At 33.7% G+C, this 17,040-nt stretch carries 20 protein-coding genes and 2 pseudogenes; 16 read left to right on the top strand and 6 right to left on the bottom strand.

All coding sequences use genetic code 11. The features are described from left to right. Window positions 1-249 precede the first annotated feature (249 nt). The 4 genes from ACIPKN_RS03480 to ACIPKN_RS03465 all read left to right on the top strand — a co-directional run bounded on the left by ACIPKN_RS03480 (window position 250) and on the right by ACIPKN_RS03465 (window position 2,398). A complete protein-coding gene (locus tag ACIPKN_RS03480) occupies window positions 250-468 on the top strand; it encodes a YozE family protein (protein ID WP_142507990.1) in 219 nt (72 codons plus the stop codon). Between the two features lie 113 nt (window positions 469-581). Then, window positions 582-1,289 carry a purine-nucleoside phosphorylase gene (gene deoD / locus ACIPKN_RS03475; RefSeq protein WP_142507991.1) on the top strand — a complete coding sequence of 236 codons (708 nt, stop codon included), beginning with the start codon at window positions 582-584 and terminating at the stop codon, window positions 1,287-1,289. A 630-nt stretch (window positions 1,290-1,919) separates the two neighbouring features. Next, on the top strand, window positions 1,920-2,063 hold the full coding sequence (locus ACIPKN_RS03470) for a hypothetical protein (RefSeq protein ID WP_185903418.1): 144 nt from the start codon (window positions 1,920-1,922) through the stop codon (window positions 2,061-2,063). A gap of 161 nt (window positions 2,064-2,224) precedes the next feature. Continuing rightward, the gene (locus tag ACIPKN_RS03465) at window positions 2,225-2,398 is read left to right on the top strand and encodes a M3 family metallopeptidase (RefSeq protein ID WP_400933423.1); all 174 of its coding nucleotides are present in this window, start codon (window positions 2,225-2,227) and stop codon (window positions 2,396-2,398) included. 267 nt (window positions 2,399-2,665) lie between these two features. On the opposite strand, the gene ACIPKN_RS03460 is transcribed toward ACIPKN_RS03465, so the two are convergent. After that, window positions 2,666-3,115 (bottom strand): NUDIX hydrolase, encoded by a 450-nt coding sequence (locus ACIPKN_RS03460; RefSeq protein WP_400933421.1) that lies wholly within the window; start codon window positions 3,113-3,115, stop codon window positions 2,666-2,668. A 564-nt stretch (window positions 3,116-3,679) separates the two neighbouring features. On the opposite strand from ACIPKN_RS03460, the gene ACIPKN_RS03455 reads away from it, so the two are divergent. From ACIPKN_RS03455 to ACIPKN_RS03440, 4 genes are all read left to right on the top strand, one after another. Continuing rightward, the gene (locus ACIPKN_RS03455; RefSeq protein WP_400933419.1) at window positions 3,680-3,928 is read left to right on the top strand and encodes a hypothetical protein; all 249 of its coding nucleotides are present in this window, start codon (window positions 3,680-3,682) and stop codon (window positions 3,926-3,928) included. A gap of 231 nt (window positions 3,929-4,159) precedes the next feature. Further along, complete coding sequence (locus ACIPKN_RS03450; protein ID WP_366151260.1) at window positions 4,160-4,222, top strand: tetracycline resistance efflux system leader peptide; 63 nt, start codon at window positions 4,160-4,162, stop codon at window positions 4,220-4,222. A gap of 32 nt (window positions 4,223-4,254) precedes the next feature. Further along, window positions 4,255-5,607, top strand: coding sequence for a Tet(L)/Tet(K)/Tet(45) family tetracycline efflux MFS transporter (gene tet, locus ACIPKN_RS03445; RefSeq protein WP_400933417.1), 1,353 nt, complete (start codon window positions 4,255-4,257; stop codon window positions 5,605-5,607). Window positions 5,608-5,938: 331 nt separating this feature from the next. Beyond that, the gene (locus tag ACIPKN_RS03440; RefSeq protein ID WP_400933415.1) at window positions 5,939-6,826 is read left to right on the top strand and encodes a DMT family transporter; all 888 of its coding nucleotides are present in this window, start codon (window positions 5,939-5,941) and stop codon (window positions 6,824-6,826) included. Between the two features lie 409 nt (window positions 6,827-7,235). On the opposite strand, the gene ACIPKN_RS03435 is transcribed toward ACIPKN_RS03440, so the two are convergent. From ACIPKN_RS03435 to ACIPKN_RS03425, 3 genes and pseudogenes are all read right to left on the bottom strand, one after another. Beyond that, entirely contained in the window at window positions 7,236-7,946 is a 711-nt protein-coding gene (locus tag ACIPKN_RS03435; RefSeq protein ID WP_400933413.1) for an alpha/beta hydrolase, read from the bottom strand. Window positions 7,947-8,106: 160 nt separating this feature from the next. Then, a pseudogene (locus ACIPKN_RS03430) lies at window positions 8,107-8,218 on the bottom strand (IS1595 family transposase); the annotation flags it as partial. A gap of 43 nt (window positions 8,219-8,261) precedes the next feature. Further along, window positions 8,262-8,453, bottom strand: coding sequence for a hypothetical protein (locus ACIPKN_RS03425; protein ID WP_400933411.1), 192 nt, complete (start codon window positions 8,451-8,453; stop codon window positions 8,262-8,264). A 475-nt stretch (window positions 8,454-8,928) separates the two neighbouring features. Here ACIPKN_RS03425 and ACIPKN_RS03420 point away from each other — a divergent pair, with 475 nt between their 5' ends. Next, complete coding sequence (locus ACIPKN_RS03420; RefSeq protein ID WP_400933409.1) at window positions 8,929-9,150, top strand: hypothetical protein; 222 nt, start codon at window positions 8,929-8,931, stop codon at window positions 9,148-9,150. A gap of 396 nt (window positions 9,151-9,546) precedes the next feature. Here ACIPKN_RS03420 and ACIPKN_RS03415 read toward each other — a convergent pair whose 3' ends face one another. Beyond that, on the bottom strand, window positions 9,547-9,693 hold the full coding sequence (locus tag ACIPKN_RS03415; protein WP_323657558.1) for a YjcZ family sporulation protein: 147 nt from the start codon (window positions 9,691-9,693) through the stop codon (window positions 9,547-9,549). A 487-nt stretch (window positions 9,694-10,180) separates the two neighbouring features. Between ACIPKN_RS03415 and ACIPKN_RS03410 the strand changes: the two genes are divergently transcribed. The 6 genes and pseudogenes from ACIPKN_RS03410 (at window position 10,181) to ACIPKN_RS03385 (ending at window position 15,732) form a co-directional block, all read left to right on the top strand. Continuing rightward, window positions 10,181-11,038, top strand: a complete 858-nt coding sequence (locus ACIPKN_RS03410; protein WP_400933407.1) for a RhaT/GlcU family sugar-proton symporter — start codon at window positions 10,181-10,183, stop codon at window positions 11,036-11,038. A gap of 15 nt (window positions 11,039-11,053) precedes the next feature. Then, entirely contained in the window at window positions 11,054-11,839 is a 786-nt protein-coding gene (gene gdh / locus ACIPKN_RS03405) for a glucose 1-dehydrogenase (RefSeq protein ID WP_400933405.1), read from the top strand. A gap of 94 nt (window positions 11,840-11,933) precedes the next feature. Beyond that, a pseudogene (locus ACIPKN_RS03400) lies at window positions 11,934-12,457 on the top strand (3-oxoacyl-[acyl-carrier-protein] synthase III C-terminal domain-containing protein); the annotation flags it as partial. A gap of 132 nt (window positions 12,458-12,589) precedes the next feature. Beyond that, the gene (locus ACIPKN_RS03395) at window positions 12,590-13,201 is read left to right on the top strand and encodes a class I SAM-dependent methyltransferase (protein ID WP_400933403.1); all 612 of its coding nucleotides are present in this window, start codon (window positions 12,590-12,592) and stop codon (window positions 13,199-13,201) included. A gap of 340 nt (window positions 13,202-13,541) precedes the next feature. Further along, on the top strand, window positions 13,542-14,018 hold the full coding sequence (locus ACIPKN_RS03390; RefSeq protein ID WP_255505042.1) for a GNAT family N-acetyltransferase: 477 nt from the start codon (window positions 13,542-13,544) through the stop codon (window positions 14,016-14,018). Window positions 14,019-15,168: 1,150 nt separating this feature from the next. Next, a complete protein-coding gene (locus ACIPKN_RS03385; protein ID WP_400933401.1) occupies window positions 15,169-15,732 on the top strand; it encodes a GNAT family N-acetyltransferase in 564 nt (187 codons plus the stop codon). A 359-nt stretch (window positions 15,733-16,091) separates the two neighbouring features. On the opposite strand, the gene ACIPKN_RS03380 is transcribed toward ACIPKN_RS03385, so the two are convergent. After that, window positions 16,092-16,196: a YjcZ family sporulation protein gene (locus tag ACIPKN_RS03380; protein ID WP_142508007.1), complete on the bottom strand. Its 105-nt coding sequence runs from the start codon at window positions 16,194-16,196 to the stop codon at window positions 16,092-16,094. A 166-nt stretch (window positions 16,197-16,362) separates the two neighbouring features. Between ACIPKN_RS03380 and ACIPKN_RS03375 the strand changes: the two genes are divergently transcribed. Beyond that, window positions 16,363-16,773 (top strand): NUDIX domain-containing protein, encoded by a 411-nt coding sequence (locus ACIPKN_RS03375; protein WP_400933398.1) that lies wholly within the window; start codon window positions 16,363-16,365, stop codon window positions 16,771-16,773. Window positions 16,774-17,040: the final 267 nt, after the last annotated feature.

Below are 17,040 nucleotides of genomic sequence, written 5' to 3'. Positions count from 1 at the left end.
TCCTATTTTGAATAGTTGGTTTAAATTTTACCGTATTTTACTAGGTATTTCTATCCCTTTTATCTAAAAATTTTCATTTTTCAGACAAAAAATACATACTATTTTTCTGTGACGAAAGTCCAGATATTGACGAGAGAATAGTACTGTTAGGATGAATAGGAGAAAATGCTTAATAGATATTTTTGTGACGAAGAAGGTATTTTTTGATAAACTAGCGGAAAGCAGAAGAGTAAAGAGGGGATTTCTAGTATGAAAAAGAGCTTTTATTTGTATGTACTGACATTTAGAGGTGGGGATTGGTCAGATCCGAAGGTACGATTTGCAGAGGAAATGTTCCATGAGCATAATTTTCCGAAGCAGAGTGAGGAATTTGATGAGCTTTCTTCTTATATTGAATCTTACGCCACAGACAACTTAACAACAGGAGTATTTGATGAGTTGTGGGCATTATACGTAGATCATGCGTGATATAAATTTAGACAAAATAAATTATTTCAAGTTGCTAGACGTCTAGCATTGCGAAAATAGGAGAAACACAGTATTATTTATAGTGATAACTGACAGAAAAGAGGGATTGCAGTATGAGTATTCATATTAATGCAAAAAAAGGCGAAATCGCTGACACAATTTTACTTCCAGGAGATCCATTACGTGCAAAGTATATTGCTGAAACGTTTTTAGAAGATGTTACTTGCTATAACGAAGTTCGTAATATGTTTGGTTATACAGGTACGTATAAAGGTAAACGTATTTCTGTACAAGGTACTGGTATGGGTGTGCCTTCAATTTCGATTTACGCTACAGAATTGATGCAAGAATATGATGTACAAAAATTAATCCGCGTAGGTACTTGTGGTGCAATTCAAAAAGATGTAAAAGTTCGTGACGTTATTTTAGCGCAAGCAGCAACATCTGATACACGTATGAACCAAATCATTTGGGGCAGCGCTATCGACTTCGCACCGATCTCTGACTTTGATTTATTATTAAAAGCATACAATGCAGGTAAAGAAGCTGGTTTAAACTTACAAGTAGGTAATATCTTCACAGCAGATATGTTCTATTCTGATGAGCACCAAAATGAAAAATTAGCTCAATATGGCGTACTTGCTGTAGAAATGGAATCAGCAGCACTTTATACATTAGCTGCAAAACACGGCCGTAAAGCACTTTCAATCTTAACAGTAAGTGACCACATTCTAACTGGTGAAGTAACAACGGCAGAAGAACGTCAAACTACATTCAATGATATGATCGTTGTTGCACTTGAAGCGGCTATTCAAGAATAGTCTGATCAAGGATTTGAAGGTTGGAATAACTTTCAAAGGGACTAAAAGGGACTACACTAAAAATTAATAAGATTTTTAATCCTCAACGGGTGACTCGATAAAGATAGCCTGTTGAGGTTTTTTGATGATAATGAGTTGAAAAGTCTTGCCAGCATAAGAGGACGTATTAAGCGTTTCACGAATATTTGCGTGACCTAGTTGTCCAAATGACATTCATATTACCGGTTTAGACAATATATATAAAGCAAATGTATGTCGCAAACTATGAAACGTAATTGGAGGTATCGAATACTGACGTACAATATCTTGCCATTGCTTACTCAAATGGTCAGGATGATTTGGAAAACAGTTATCCTTTGAGAACATTATAAATGGGCTTTCCGTCCTTGTATAAAGTATGATTGAACCTATCTCCAAGTTTGGATAGCTTCTTTTGCTTTATCTCAAAGTAAGCTTGTAACTCGTTCATAAGGCATTCAGGACATTTGAATTATTTCACAAAGTTTTTAATGTTTTTACTGATATTTACAAGGTTTGCGGTACACTAAAAAAGTAATAAGGTTTACTTTATGAGGTATATTATAGTATTGAATAGATTCTCTTTAAAGACAAGAAAAGTAGGTGAACAAAGTGGGGAAATATCAATTGGATACCAAAGGTAAGGTAGCTGTGACAAAGTATCATGAAAAAAACAAACCCGCCAAATTTGATAAAAAGCAGCAACTTGAAAAAATACGTGCGGAGTATTTGAAAAAGAAACAAACAGACAAATAATATGAATGAAAACAGAGGAAGATTAAAATTTTATTAAAAGTCAAGTTATAAGCTAAAACTATTTTAAATAGTGAATTCATATTTAATGTCACACATTATAAGGATAGGAGAGCTTAATTAAATTCGCTCTATCTATCCTCTTTTTTACTACAGATGACCCTATGGATTTAACCATAAAAGAAAATAAAACAACAGGTGCTTATACTAATTATTTATGTAATGAAAAGATTCCATATATATTTGCAAACTTAAATGGATCAACAATGGATGTAAAGATACTGGCACATGAATTTGGTCATGCATTTCAAATGGCTGAAGGGCTCAAGGCACCATAGTTTATCGACCTTCCTCTCCCAGCGTAGTATACAATACCCGTTCTGAGTATATTTTCATCTTCTGTGGTGTAGCGCTGTTTTTTGCGCTACATGGATGGCTAAAGGGTGCTTTATCAGAGCTAAAGGGCTTTTTAATTTATGAAGAAGGGCTTAATAGTGATTAAGGGAAGCATAACAAAAGGGCTTGTGGTAATTTTATGCACAAGCACTGATTGATGGTTAGCTTTTTGTTTTGGATAAAGAAATGTTGATAATAGCTCACCATATCTAATCAGTTGAAATATAACCAACCTTTTCTAGTAATTTCAATGTTGTATAATTTAAATCTGGAAGTTTTTCTAAAGGGAAATATTTCAAATCTTTACTCTCCTCATTTTGCTTAATTGTGCCTTTTACAGCAGTTGCTTTAAAAATTGCCGTCGCGTTATAAATTTCATCCCCATGTGGAAATTTATAATATAACTCTTTCCCTGAAGCTAATCCAACCAATTTCAATTCTTCGGCAATTAATCCTGTTTCCTCATACAACTCCTTTTGAGCAGTTTCTTCAAAACTATCTCCTATTTCCATACCACCGCCTGGCAGCCCCCAATCTTCTGTATCTGAGCGTAATTGCAATAGTATTTCATTCTTTCTGTTAAAAACAATGATTGCTGAACCTGGTGCAATAATAGGGCTTGTTCCAACATATTGCCGTAAAGATTTTATATAATTCATAATTCCTCCTATGTTTACCCATATTTATGTTCTTTTAAATGAAAATTTCAATCTGTAAAGAATCATAACATAGCAAAGTCTTTGTTGGTAGACAAATGGTAAATGTGTTATGAGTAAATAGCATGCAATGAGTAGCAAGCTCTTAGAAGCTTTTAGCGACCTTGTTTGCGTTGAAAGTGGTGTAGGGGATTTATCTGACGAACGTAATTATCTTTCATTCACTGTGATAAATGAAATTTAAGGTTGGCTAACGAGGTGCTTTCGTTTATGAAGATAAAACTTGTGTGAAGCACTTCATTGTTGCCGGCGAAGGAACACTAGTAGAAGAACATTGATCGTTGAAGCTTTAGAAAAATTACTATGGTTTTTTCACTTCAACCATCGTCTGATAATTGGTTGGAATGGTAAATGGAAATTCATATCCAAGTGAATTCATTTTGAGGTATTATTAGACTAACGGATCAGGATAATCCTGGGGATAGATATTTTACCGAAATGCTTATAGTGTCTATTAATGTAATATAGAAAATTAAAGAGGGGATAAATTATGCTCAATAAAAAGGGGTGTTATCAACAATATTTTCTGTAGCAGGACTTATTGTTGTAGCTTGTTTTTATTACGTTCAACTTGATGTGGCATGGGTATTTTTAGTTGGGGTTATTTTGTTTATTATAGGAACAATTTTTAGTATTCAGAGCTTTATGAAAAGGGAAAAAGGTTTTTGGAAGTATTCACCTATTTGTGTATTAGGGATTTATGTTATTGGTGTTGCATTATCAGTTGTACTTCTTGTATTTATGGGTGAGGCATAGAAATCCATATTTCATATACGCCATTGGTGGCAACTTGAAGATTATATTTGCAACTAAACATTAACGGTAGGAATGTCAATAAGTTGGTAGTGGTTGGTAAAATGAAAGTATGACCAAGGAAACTTAATCACCGTCTGGGTATTTTTGAAACTTTGAAAAAATAGTTGTTTCCATAACATCAGATCGTTATGGTAATATGATACAATAATGAAAAAAATGGGAGGAATTTTTATGAAGTGCAATAAATATAACTGGGTACAATTTATAGAGGGAAGCGTATCATTAACCCTATAAACTACGTAAACCCTCACTAATGGAGGGTAAAGGTGAATAATCGTCATAATCAATTGCTTTTATGGCTGTGTGTTCTTTCTTTTTTTAGCGTATTAAATGAAATGGTATTGAATGTTTCATTACCTGATATTGCAAATGAGTTTAACAAAGCCCCAGCAAGTACAAATTGGGTAAATACATCCTTTATGTTAACTTTTTCTATAGGAACGGCTGTATACGGTAAACTATCTGATTTGATGGGGATTAAAAAATTAATTATATTTGGAATTGTAATGAACTGTGTGGGATCTTTGATTGGATTCATTGGACATTCTTTTTTTTCATTACTCATTTTTGCTCGTTTTATTCAAGGAATTGGTGCTGCTGCTTTTCCATCACTCATTATGGTTGTAGTTACACGATATATACCAATAGAAAGTCGTGGCAAAGCATTTGGCCTTATCGGTTCTATCGTAGCATTAGGAGAAGGGGTAGGACCAGTTATTGGTGGGATGATTGCCCATTATATTCACTGGTCTTATTTATTACTTATTCCTTCAGCAACTATTTTAACTGTTCCTTTTCTTATGAGATTATTAGAAAAAGAAAAAATAAGAAAAGGCTCTCTCGATATAGTAGGAATTATCTTAATGTCTATAGGTATTGTATTTTTTATGTTATTTACAACATCCTATAGATTAACTTTTCTTATAAGTAGTATTCTTTTTTTCCTAGGTTTTCTTAAACATATTACGAAAGTATCAGATCCTTTTATTGAACCTTCATTGAGGAAGAATTCTTCGTTTATGATTGGAATTCTCTGTGGTGGGCTTATATTAGGTACTGTAGCTGGATTTATATCTATGGTTCCTTATATGATGAAAGATGTTTACCATTTAAGTACTGCGATGATAGGCAGTGTAATAATTTTTCCTGGGACGATAAGTGTTGTTCTTTTCGGCTATATTGGAGGATTACTTCTGGATAAGAAGAATCATACATTTGTATTAACCATTGGTGTTGGGTTTATTTCTATCAGTTTTTTAATAGCTGCATTATTTCTAGAAAAGACCCCTTGGTTAATGTCAATCATTTTGATATTTGTTTTTGGTGGCCTTTCTTTTACAAAAACAGTGATATCCACGATTGTTTCCGCTAGTTTGAAACAAGAGGAAGCTGGTGCAGGGATGAGCTTCCTTAATTTTACAAGCTTTTTATCTGAGGGAATAGGTATTGCAGTCGTAGGAGGCTTATTATCGATACGTTTATTTGACCAAAGAATTTTACCGATAATTTATCACCCCTCAAGCTATTTATATAGTAATATGTTACTCTTATTTGTGGTTATAGTCACATTTAGTTGGATGCTAACTATTTACGTATTTAATAAACGCACTGCAATATAATGTCCAAAAAAATATAAAAAACTAAGAATTTAAAAAGATGATAATTGGTTTTTAGAAAATCTCCTAAACGCTATATATATGGCCAGGTGCTCATTAAAAGGTGAGTGCCTGGTCTTTTGTGTGTATTCATCATAGTAGGTGATTCAACACACTTTTGCTTTGAGAAATCAAACAAAATAGATGCAGTTTATGGAAAAACCTTTTTACAAACTTGATATGCGATGATACTATATATTAGGCGATAATTACAAGAGTAGAGAATTCTTTCCTAGGATATATTCTCTTTACAAATATCGTTAATTAAAGAACGATTGAAGGTATATTGAATATAGTGACTAATCTAATGTATGTATTTTGTTTAATCGTATGGGGGCTTAATTTTATTGCAGTGAAAATTCAAGGGACGCCAGTAAGTTTAGAATTATCATTGACTTATCGGCTAGTTATTACTGCATTTTTATTTATCGCCCTTGTATTATTTCTTAAGCCAAAAGGGGTACCTACAAAGAAAGATATACCCTTTATCATTGTGTTTGGTGTATGTAACTTTGCTTTAAGTTATTTATGCCTATATTACGCAACAATATTAAGCTCAGCAGCAATTGTAACATTAATCTTTTCATTAAAAGTGATTTTGACGCCGCTAGCTCTTCGTATTTTCTTAAAAGAGCAACTACATCCTCGTGTGTTATTTGGAGGCGTTCTGGGGGTATTTGGTGTTTGTGTTCTCATTTATCCTTCTTTAAGTAGTTTTTCTAGCTTTGCTGATCTAAAAGGCATTTTGATTGCTCTTTTAGGTACAGTACTTACAGCTATTGGTGATGCAAGTTCTGCAAGAAACGCCAGAATAAAGATTGACCCTATTTATTCGAATGCTATTGGTTTTACTGTAGGAAGTATTTTAATGTCAATAATTGTATTGTTACAGGGGCAAAAGATCATAATTCCTACATCAATAACATACATATCAGCTTTATTGTACTTAACATTGATAGCATCTTTCCTGGCATGGCTATTTTATTTAAAGCTTGTTGAAAGAATAGGTGCTGCCAAAAGCGGTTACATGGTAGCTTTATTTCCGGTAATTGGAGGTATAGCCTCTGTTGTAATTGGTGAATCACCGCTTTCTATATATTTGATAATCGGATGTCTATCAAGCTGTATTGGTGCAGCTATAGCTTTAGGATTTAGAATTCCCCGTAAAATTAAAGAAACGTGAATCAAGACATTGGAAACACAATAAATTGATTAAATGAAATATGGTTACAGTAGACCGCTCGGAAATGGGTAGTTTTTTGTATTTGTTATTTAAAATGCTAATTGCACGTCCAGTTCTTTTCCAGTGGCTTATATGCCTATAATGCGACATTAGAAAATAAACACACGCAGACATTTTTTTATTTAAAATCGGAAATATGCGGAATTTTAATAATTAATGAACTATTTTCCTTATGTTAAATTCGAGTTCATTTTGTTATATGCTCTCACTATCATAAACTGAATTACAGACAGTCGTTTTAATAGTAGGCAATTTTTAAAACAATGTTGACATTAAAGAGAATTAAGGGAAGCCATTTTGACTGCCCTTAATTCTCTTTTACAGAAATTTATACATCAATCATTTTTTATCATTTAACGTAAATATGTTTTTTCAGCCATTGTCTGAAATACTGCAACTGTTCCCCGGAATGGAAATAGTGTTCTCCATTCTCCATTACTTGCAAATTACAGTTAAAACGTTTATTAAATTCAGATACAACGTCAAACTCACATAAGTTATCTTCTGATCCATAGAGAATTGAAGTTGGAATATTCCAAGCAACAATAGGATGTTCTTTCACATAACAATAGTAATCCCAATAGAGAGTTTGTCCAATAGGTGTAGAAATTTCTTTCTCTATTTTTAGTCTAGTCTCACTTACATTAAACCATGTCATCATATTATTTATGATACGTTCCATATTTACCACAGGAGAGAGAAACAAACACTGCTTCAACGGCTCATGGCTATATTCTAATAAGCTAAAATATGCTCCCATGCTACAAGCAAAAATGCTTATATTATTTGATAACGATTTTGCATAGGTCATAATTGTATTAAGGTCTTGAACACAGTTTTGAACTTTGCAAAGATAAGTATCATTCTTACGGTCACCATGTTGAGGTAAATCAAAACTAAGCACTTGATAACCTACTGCTGTTGCTTCTTCTGCAAATACAATAATCGAGTCATCTGCCTTATTTGACATGTTACCATGCACCACCACAAATAACTTATCTGATTTGTCACCCCACAAAATTGCTGGAATGTTTTCTATTTTAAAATTATTTTTTATCATATACAATTTATCCCCCAAGGAATATAAATAAATGGTCATTCCGAATATTACAAATGTATATACCTTAACTTAACCACTTAAACCAATACAAATAATTGCTGATTTATTTAATTGCAATACTATTAAGTTAATCAGCCACTTTTTTAATTTGGTGTACAGTCTTTTTAATCTGTTTGCCTCTTTTACGAGATTTTCTTGGCTTTTTAGAAGATTTTGTACCTTTGAAACTTTCTGCAAGGAAATACTTCATCAGCCTCAATAACTTCCTTAACAGAGGCTACACATACAATCAAGTATTTTGCGTCCTCAGTAACGTTAATTTCCAACTATTTTTTTAAAAATAGTTGTATTTTCTATACGAATTGAATCAACTTCACCACAATCTAAGCAAAATGTATAAATCTTGTTTGCACCTCTAAATGAACCTTTACTTGGCTTAATAGGCATATAGTCTGTAGCTTCTGTAAATTGAGTACTCCCGCATTTTTTACATTTTTTTTCTACCATGTATAATCGCTCCTTATTAATGGATAATATTAATTTTTACTGCTATGTACATTGAAATTATAACATAGATTAGGGGGGTAATTTAGAAAGTGTGGTAAATATATCTATAAATGGATTCTGTTGTTGCCGAAATGATTTAGAGGGTTGGAACTAAAACATTAATTTATGCTAGAGGAGTTCACTATGAAAATGGGTATGAATTGCTTGGGGTTTCGGATTGTTATTATTGTTTGACCCTAAAAATTAGAGTTCTATTCATGTGTTGACTAAAGTGAGCTTTAACTTTTTTATTTTATTAACTCCAGATGACCATTTTCAGACAGCTCGATTTATACGTAGTTGAATGATTAGTTGGAATGGTAATTGACTTTTGTTTGAGGTGTGAAGGGGAGCAATTTGGCTAGCATAGGCATTTGCGTAGACTGTTAATGCTTTTATAGCATAACCTATATCGAAATCGAAAGGAGGAAAAATTATGCGATACGATTACGGACATGATGGCTATGGAGGACAACAAGGTGGGAGACATCCATATTATCCGGTTACTTCTCCAGCCCATTTTTATCCGACTCACCACTATCCAACCCACCATTACTACCCAATGCATTACTACCCAACACATACAACATATCCAACACATCATCGACATCCGCACCACCACCACCATCACCAGCATACGAACCCACGCTATTACTAATTTTAAAAAAGAAATGGCACTCTCTGTATAAAGTGTAGGTATTATTTTAGCTAAGAACAAATAACGTGCTCTACCTTTTAAAAAGTGACTTACAATATAAAAAGGGTCATCGGAGGAAAGTGATCCTTATCTTGAAGTTAGGATTTAATTTTGATTCTTTATAAATAAGTATCAAAGCGAAGTGTTGGTATTATTTATGAATAGTATGAAGCTAGTGCCATAAGATGTAAAGAATGATTAATTGTTGGTACTAGCTATTGATAAGATTTCATTTGATGTTTTCATTACTAAAAAAGGTCACTCTGTGGAAGTGACCTTGAATGAACTGGTATAAGGAAAAAAGTTTCACCCAGTTTATTATTTTTAAATAGCTCCAAAGAATTTTTCTTATAAAGGTTAATATATGAAAGTAGCGCCGACAATAATTAACAGAATGAACAGAACAACAATTAGAACAAATGTTGAACCGTTATTGCCACCTCCATAGCTATAACCTCCGTAGCAACAATTGTTGTAATTGCCATAGTTTCCGAAGCATCCCATGATGCATTCCTCCTTTCTACTCCTATAATATGTATCGTTTTAGAAAGTGGGAAAGGTATTTATCCTACAAAAATGCACCTTAGAATTAGATATTTTGGAAAAATATTTAATAAACTTTGTAAAATAAAAAAGGGCCACCGTATGGAAGTGACCCTTAGTAACAATTCAAGGCGGTGAAGCTAAAAAATTAGCTTACTATATTATTATGATGAGATAACTACTTTTGCAGAGTTGAATGCCTTAGTATAAGAAATAAAAAAATGTAAAAAGATCACCTGCAATCATGATTTAACTATTGAACCAAGATAGCTTAAGTGCTGTCTTGGTTATTTTGCGTTACGAAAGTGAAAGTTTTGCCTAACAAACTTAAAAAGTGATTCTTAACTAAAAGTATAAAAAATTTCCTTTAGTGCATCATAAAAAAGTATATCGAGTGACAGCAATCAGAATTAAATAAAGTATTTAAAGAGGTGAAAAGTTTAAAGAAATGGACATTATTTTAGCATTATTACCAGCTCTCTTTTGGGGAAGTATAGTATTATTTAACGTCAAGCTTGGTGGTGGACCTTATAGTCAAGTACTTGGTACAACGTTTGGTGCACTTATTTTCTCTATAGGTGTTTACTTTTTTGTAAAGCCTGAGTTATCTCCTATAGTGTTTGGAGTCGGGATTGTATCTGGTCTCTTTTGGGCATTAGGGCAAGTAAACCAATTGAAAAGTATCGATTTAATGGGTGTTTCCAAAACAATGCCTATTTCAACAGGGCTACAATTAGTATCAACAACTTTATTTGGTGTCATTGTGTTCCATGAATGGTCGACAACAATGTCGGTTATATTAGGAATTCTTGCCCTTATCAGTATTCTTGTTGGTATCGTTCTTACATCTCTTCCAAATCCAGAAGAGAAAAGAGAAGAACATGGAAGCAATTTGAAAAAAGGAATTTTAATTTTACTTGTTTCCACTTTTGGATATTTAGTTTACGTGGTGATTATACGCTTATTTAATGTAAGTGGATGGTCTGCATTATTGCCGCAAGCAATCGGGATGGTAATAGGTGGAGTTTTATTAACATTTAAGCATAAACCATTTAACAAATATGCGTTTCGTAATATTATTCCGGGTTTAATATGGGCTGCCGGAAATATGTTTTTATTTATATCTCAGCCACGTGTAGGAGTCGCAACAAGTTTTTCTCTTTCCCAAATGGGGATAGTTATTGCTACTCTAGGCGGAATTTTTATATTAGGTGAGAAAAAAACAAAGCGGCAACTTATCGCAATTTTCATCGGTATCGCTTTTATAGTCGCTGCTGGAATTATGTTAGGCATTGCAAAAAGATAAAAGGGAGGGCCTTGTATGTATCCAGATTTAGAAGGAAAAGTTGTTGTCATTACAGGTGCTGCAACGGGACTAGGTAAAGCAATGGGCATTCGCTTCGCTGCAGAAAAAGCGAAAGTAGTTATTAATTATCGATCAAATGAAGCGGATATAAATGCTGTCGTTGAAGAGGTTAAAAAAGCCGGTGGGGAGGCCATTGCTGTACAAGGTGATGTTACAGTTGAAGCGGATGTCATCAATCTCGTTCAAACAGCTATAAAAGAGTTTGGGACCATCGATGTAATGATTAATAATGCGGGTATAGAAAATCCAGTAGCTTCTCATGAAATGCCGTTAAGTGATTGGAATAAAGTCATCAATACAAATTTAACGGGTGCCTTTTTAGGAAGTCGAGAAGCGATTAAATACTTCGTAGAGAACGATATTAAAGGTACTGTTATCAATATGTCCAGTGTTCATGAGAAAATTCCTTGGCCTTTATTTGTGCATTATGCCGCTAGTAAAGGAGGCATAAAATTAATGACTGAAACTTTAGCGTTAGAATATGCTTCAAAAGGAATTCGTGTCAATAACATCGGACCTGGAGCGATCAATACGCCTATAAATGCAGAAAAATTTGCAGATCCAGCAAAACGTGCAGATGTGGAAAGTATGATTCCGATGGGATATATCGGAAAGCCAGAAGAAATTGCCGCTGTCGCAGTATGGCTTGCTTCATCTCAAGCTAGTTATGTAACCGGCATTACCCTTTTTGCGGATGGTGGAATGACTTTATATCCGGAATTCCAAGCTGGTCGTGGATAAGAAATCGTACTAAAAAAGGTTTCAAGGGCTTCTGCCTCTTGCTGCCTTTTTTATTTGCCAAAAAGCGTCTAAAAAGTTACGGATTATACAGATCGAGGGCGCTGCAGCAGTTTTAATAGAAAAAGATGAAGAAATGCCAAGCTTTATCGCCAATCATATAGGTACAAATGGTGCTGGAGGTAAGCATTTGTACTTAACAAATTTATCTACTACTATGAATGGTTCTCCTTTGAGTACTTCTCGAAAGATCATTCAAAATGGGAGAGAGGTATATAAATGGGCTTCACGTACACTTCCTATGGGAATAGTGGAATTACTACAGCAAGCAAAAAAATAGATTGGTTTGTTCCTCATAGTGCTAATTTAAGAATGATAGAATCCATCTGTGAAAGATCAGGTATTAGTTTAGAGAAAACATTAACTAGTGTTGAGTATATAGGAAATACTTCAGCTGTTTCTATCCCATTAGCTTTACAGGTAAGTATAAACGAAGGAAAATTACATAATGGGGATACTTTATTAATCGATGGGTTTGGTGCTGGCCTTATCATTAAGTGGTGTCCAGAAAATTTAGGAGTTTACAAATTTTTTGAGATTAACAATACTCATTATTTATGATAATGAATAAACGGTTTTTTTTAAAACTCATCGTCAAAGGTTTATTAAATAGGTGATTTTTTACAAAAGGAAAATGATAGGATGTATTATAGGATTAAGTGGGGATAATTTATGTAGTGGGAGTGAAGACGTTTGAATAATTCTTGGAATAAATTTATATATAAGATTGGTTCTCCAATTTACGATAAGTTTTTTAATTCAGGGGGATTTTTAAATGCTCGAAAACAAATATTTCAATCCATACCATTCAATAATCAACAAAAGATCCTGTTTGTCGGTGTAGGAACAGGAGCAGATTTAGAGCTGATAAATCACGCTAACCTAAATATAACGGCTATTGATTATTCACCTGATATGCTCGGAAAAGCAAAAAAGAAGTTCGAAAATTCTACAATAACATTCTTAGAAATGGATGCTCAAAATATTGAATTTGAAAATGAATCGTTTGACTATGTCATAGCTAGTTTAATCCTTTCGGTAGTACCTGATGCAACTAAATGTTTTCAAGAGATGACAAGGGTATTAAAGCAAGAAGGGGAAATAATAGTTTTCGATAAATTTGTCCCTAAAAACAAAAAACTGTCCATACCCAAAATGTTGCTAAGACCCATTATAAGCATATTAGGAACTGATATTGGCCGGAGCTTTGAAGAAATATCACCTGAAAATATAGTAGTAAAAGAAGATACATCTATAATGCTAAATGGGATGTATAGGAAAATAATAATTGGAAAGATAAACTAAGTGTACGAAACAGCCTTATACCATGCAACAAGTTTAACAGACTGGGCGACTCCTTGGGGATCAGCGATAGAGGAACGAAGGCTAAAAGCATCACATCCTGTGATAACGCCTTCGTGACCAACAGCGTGTTGGCCCGAGACCCTGCAGCGCAGCGGATGTTTTCTGTAGCGAAAGCGAAGCGTCAGCTACAAATGTTTTTTTCTGTGCGAAAGCGAAGCGTCAGCTACAAAGTGCCCAGTCGGAACGGAAATCAACCACACGTTTTGGTGATGATCCTTAAAAATTCCATATTGTTTAATACCATAATCTCTTAATAGTATATTAAAATGAGGGGGCTTAAATGATGACAATCAAGGTTTTTATTGCAACAGATGAAGATTATTTACCTGTGAATGAGATAGTAAAAGAAGGGCATGAAGAGCATGTGATGGAGGAACCAACGATTTTTAAAAGTGTGGAGTCAGTAATGCCTGAAACTTATTATAAAGAACTAATTGGCAACGAAGTAAGTGATATTCTAATTGCAAAGGAAGATGAAATTGTAGTAGGTTTCGCAGTCATAAGTGTTGAAACTTCTCCATCTTTCGAGTCGCTTGTTCCACGGAAATATGCGTACATACACGATTTTGGTGTAAAAGCTGAACTACAGCGAAAAGGAATTGGAAAAATATTATTTACTGCTTGTATAACCTGGGCTAAAGAAAGAGAGGTTAATTCAATTGAGTTAAATGTTTGGGAATTCAATACGAAAGCTATTGATTTTTATAAACATTTTGAAATGAATAGCGTGAGTAGAAAAATGAAATTAAACATTTGACGAAAAAATACCTTGTATAAGCTGGTGACTAAAATTGTTCGAAATTAAATATGAGAAGACAAGGATAGTTGTACATCCGTGTTTTTGAAAACATGAAAAAAGGACTTCCGTGTACACGTAAGCCCTAGAATGGAACCAAACGTAGTTTCTATAGTTCGGTTGCCCATTCTTTGATTTGATTTTATGAAGATTTTGTAAAAATCCAACACACTTTATTTTTTGAGTATTTGTGATAATAGGCAAGACTACGCACTGGTCCATACTAAAGTTCTTAATAAATAAAATAAGCCAAGACCGGCAATAATCAATAGCACGAATAAAACAATAGCAAAGGCAAAATTTGTACCGGGTGTATTTACTCCATAAGATGGACAACTCAAAACAATCCCCTCCTTATAAAAATTTATAGCAGGATTATTTGAAGAAAAGAAAAGTAATATATTTTATAAAATGCTGTATCAATACGGAACAGCCTTTATAATACATTTACTTTTTTAATGTTAATAAACAGCTATGGGCACTGGGAAGAAGGGATTAATGACGACTTTCTACTGTTATTTCAAAATGTGGTTCACATATACCGGCATCCATTTCTCCAGTTTGTCTTTTCGATCATTTTGAAAGTAATACCTATACGCTGGAATGTGGGATTACTCACTTCGTCTAGGCCCATATAAGCAAGCGCCACAATTAAGGGCTGATAAGCTACAGCGGCGCATTTGTATCATTGGTGAAATAGAGAATACGGTGCTATCAAAGGACAATGCTGTGCGATTAATAGTACAGCAACAAATAAATGATACTTCCTTTTTTTCTTTATACTATGTTGTACAGAGGAATAAACGCAGGGCCAATCACCTTATGTATGGTGGGATTAATCCTGAAGAAGGATAAATTAGTTCAGCGCTACGAGTTGAGGATAACATTTTAAGAAGTTCATTAGATGGAGAGACCATTTCATTATCAATCAATTAAGTGTTATTTTGCATTTTCATTGCCATTAGTGTAGGAATCCCCCACGGCAAAGTTATTATTTTTACAAAATTTATTGAATAAACATAGTAATATAAATTATTTAAAAATAGTTTTGCAACTCTCGTTTTATTAGATAGAATTAAATAATACCTTATTTGGAAGTGGAGTGAAGAAGGTGTTTCCTATTTTAGATACGGAACGATTAGTGTTAAGAGAACTTACTGAACATGACGCCCAAGATGTTTTAAATTGCTTTTCTAATGCCGATGTATTACGCCATTATGGGCAAAATCCATTAACAAGTATAGAGCAGGTTAAACAAATCATTAACAATTTTTCAAAGAATTATGATGAAAAACGTGGTATAAAATGGGGAATTGCATTAAAAGACCAAGAGGGAATTATTGGTACTATTGGTTTTCAAGAATGGTCTACTGAGCATAAAAGAGCTGATATCAGTTATGCGCTTTTTCCTGAAAGCTGGGGAAAAGGGTATGCAAAGGAAGCTGTAAATAGAGTACTATCATTCGGCTTTCAAGAAATGGATTTAATGCGTATTGGAGCTATTGTATTTACTGAAAATGAAGCTTCCAATAAACTATTAACCAAATTAGGCTTTGAAAAAGAAGGGATATTAAAAAATTATATGCACCAAAACGGTGTTCCGTATGATACTAATATCTTTTCACTAATAAAGGTTAAAAATCATAAAATGGCCAGGACCAAGATAGATTCATGACTGTCTTGGTTTTTGTCATTAAAACGATGAAATAAACGAGATTCTTGCGAAAATTTAACTCCCTTAATATTCCTAAAGTTGATATAATAGGAATGTTTAAAAAATAAAGGAGAAAAAGGTTTTTTTAAAATGAATAAACGGTGTTGAAAATGGTGTAGATTCAGCAGGTGAATACTTAAAAGCAATAGGTGGTAATAATATCTATTAATTATGTTATTGCTTTTGTCGTTAGATGTTTTATTTAGAAAGAAAAAGAGTCACCGGAGGACAGTGACCCTGAGTATTCTTAGAAGGTTAGGGATAAATTATTATTTCTCTAGGAAAAGTATGAGCAATTGAGATTTTGGTAGTGTCGTTTTTTAGTAACTAATGAAAGTTGCGCCAACGATAATTAAAAGAATAAATAATACTACAATTAGGGCAAAAGCGGACCCTGTGCCGTAACCATTACCTGAATAGCCCATAATAACTTACCTCCTTTCTACAATCTATAATACGTAAAGCAGTAAAAAGGAGAGAAGGTAATCATCTAACTTAAAGAAATAAATTTGCAATTAAGATAAAAAGACCTTTGTAAAAAAAGTGACAAACTTTCGATAGAGGTTAGTTTTCATAGGGGGGAAAAGATTAATGGAAAATGGAAAATTACCAAAGGTTGGCGTGGGAGCAGTTATCCAAAATGACGAAAATAAAATTTTACTTGTTTTACGAAAAAAAGCACCTGAAGCCGGCTGTTGGAGTTTACCTGGTGGCAAGGTTGACTATATGGAAACAATAGAAAATGCGATTATACGAGAAATTAAGGAAGAGCTTGGAGTGGACATCGAAATAACAGGATTAGTATGTGTGACCAATCATATTATTCAAACGGAAGATATGCATTATGTAGCACCTACTTTCGCTGCTCGTATTACGAATGGGGAAGTACGAAATAGAGAACCGCATGCTTTAGAAAAAGTACATTGGTTCGCAATAGACGAAATACCTGAAAACATTACAATAACAACTGATTATGCACTTAAACAGTTAAAGCTATCGTAATTTTAGAAGGAAATATTTTTGATTTGGATGGCACTCCGCATGACAGTGAGAGCTGTTACATTTTAGCATGCTGTGCCAGCCTAAAATCATTTAACTACCTTCGGTGGGCGCCTAAACACCCGATATCAAAAAGCCTTCTTTCTGTTGTATAAAAGGTCAAAACTAATACCTTATAAAATTTAGATTTTAGTTTAAGAAATAGATTTAAAAGTAATGGTAACTCAGATACGATAATATATCGTAGGAGGTGTGGTTTTGCCTAAGGAG

Source organism: Lysinibacillus sp. NPDC086135, from assembly GCF_044746345.1.
In the GTDB taxonomy this organism is placed as follows: Bacteria; Bacillota; Bacilli; order Bacillales_A; family Planococcaceae; genus Lysinibacillus.
This window is presented reverse-complemented; position numbering and strand designations above follow the sequence as displayed.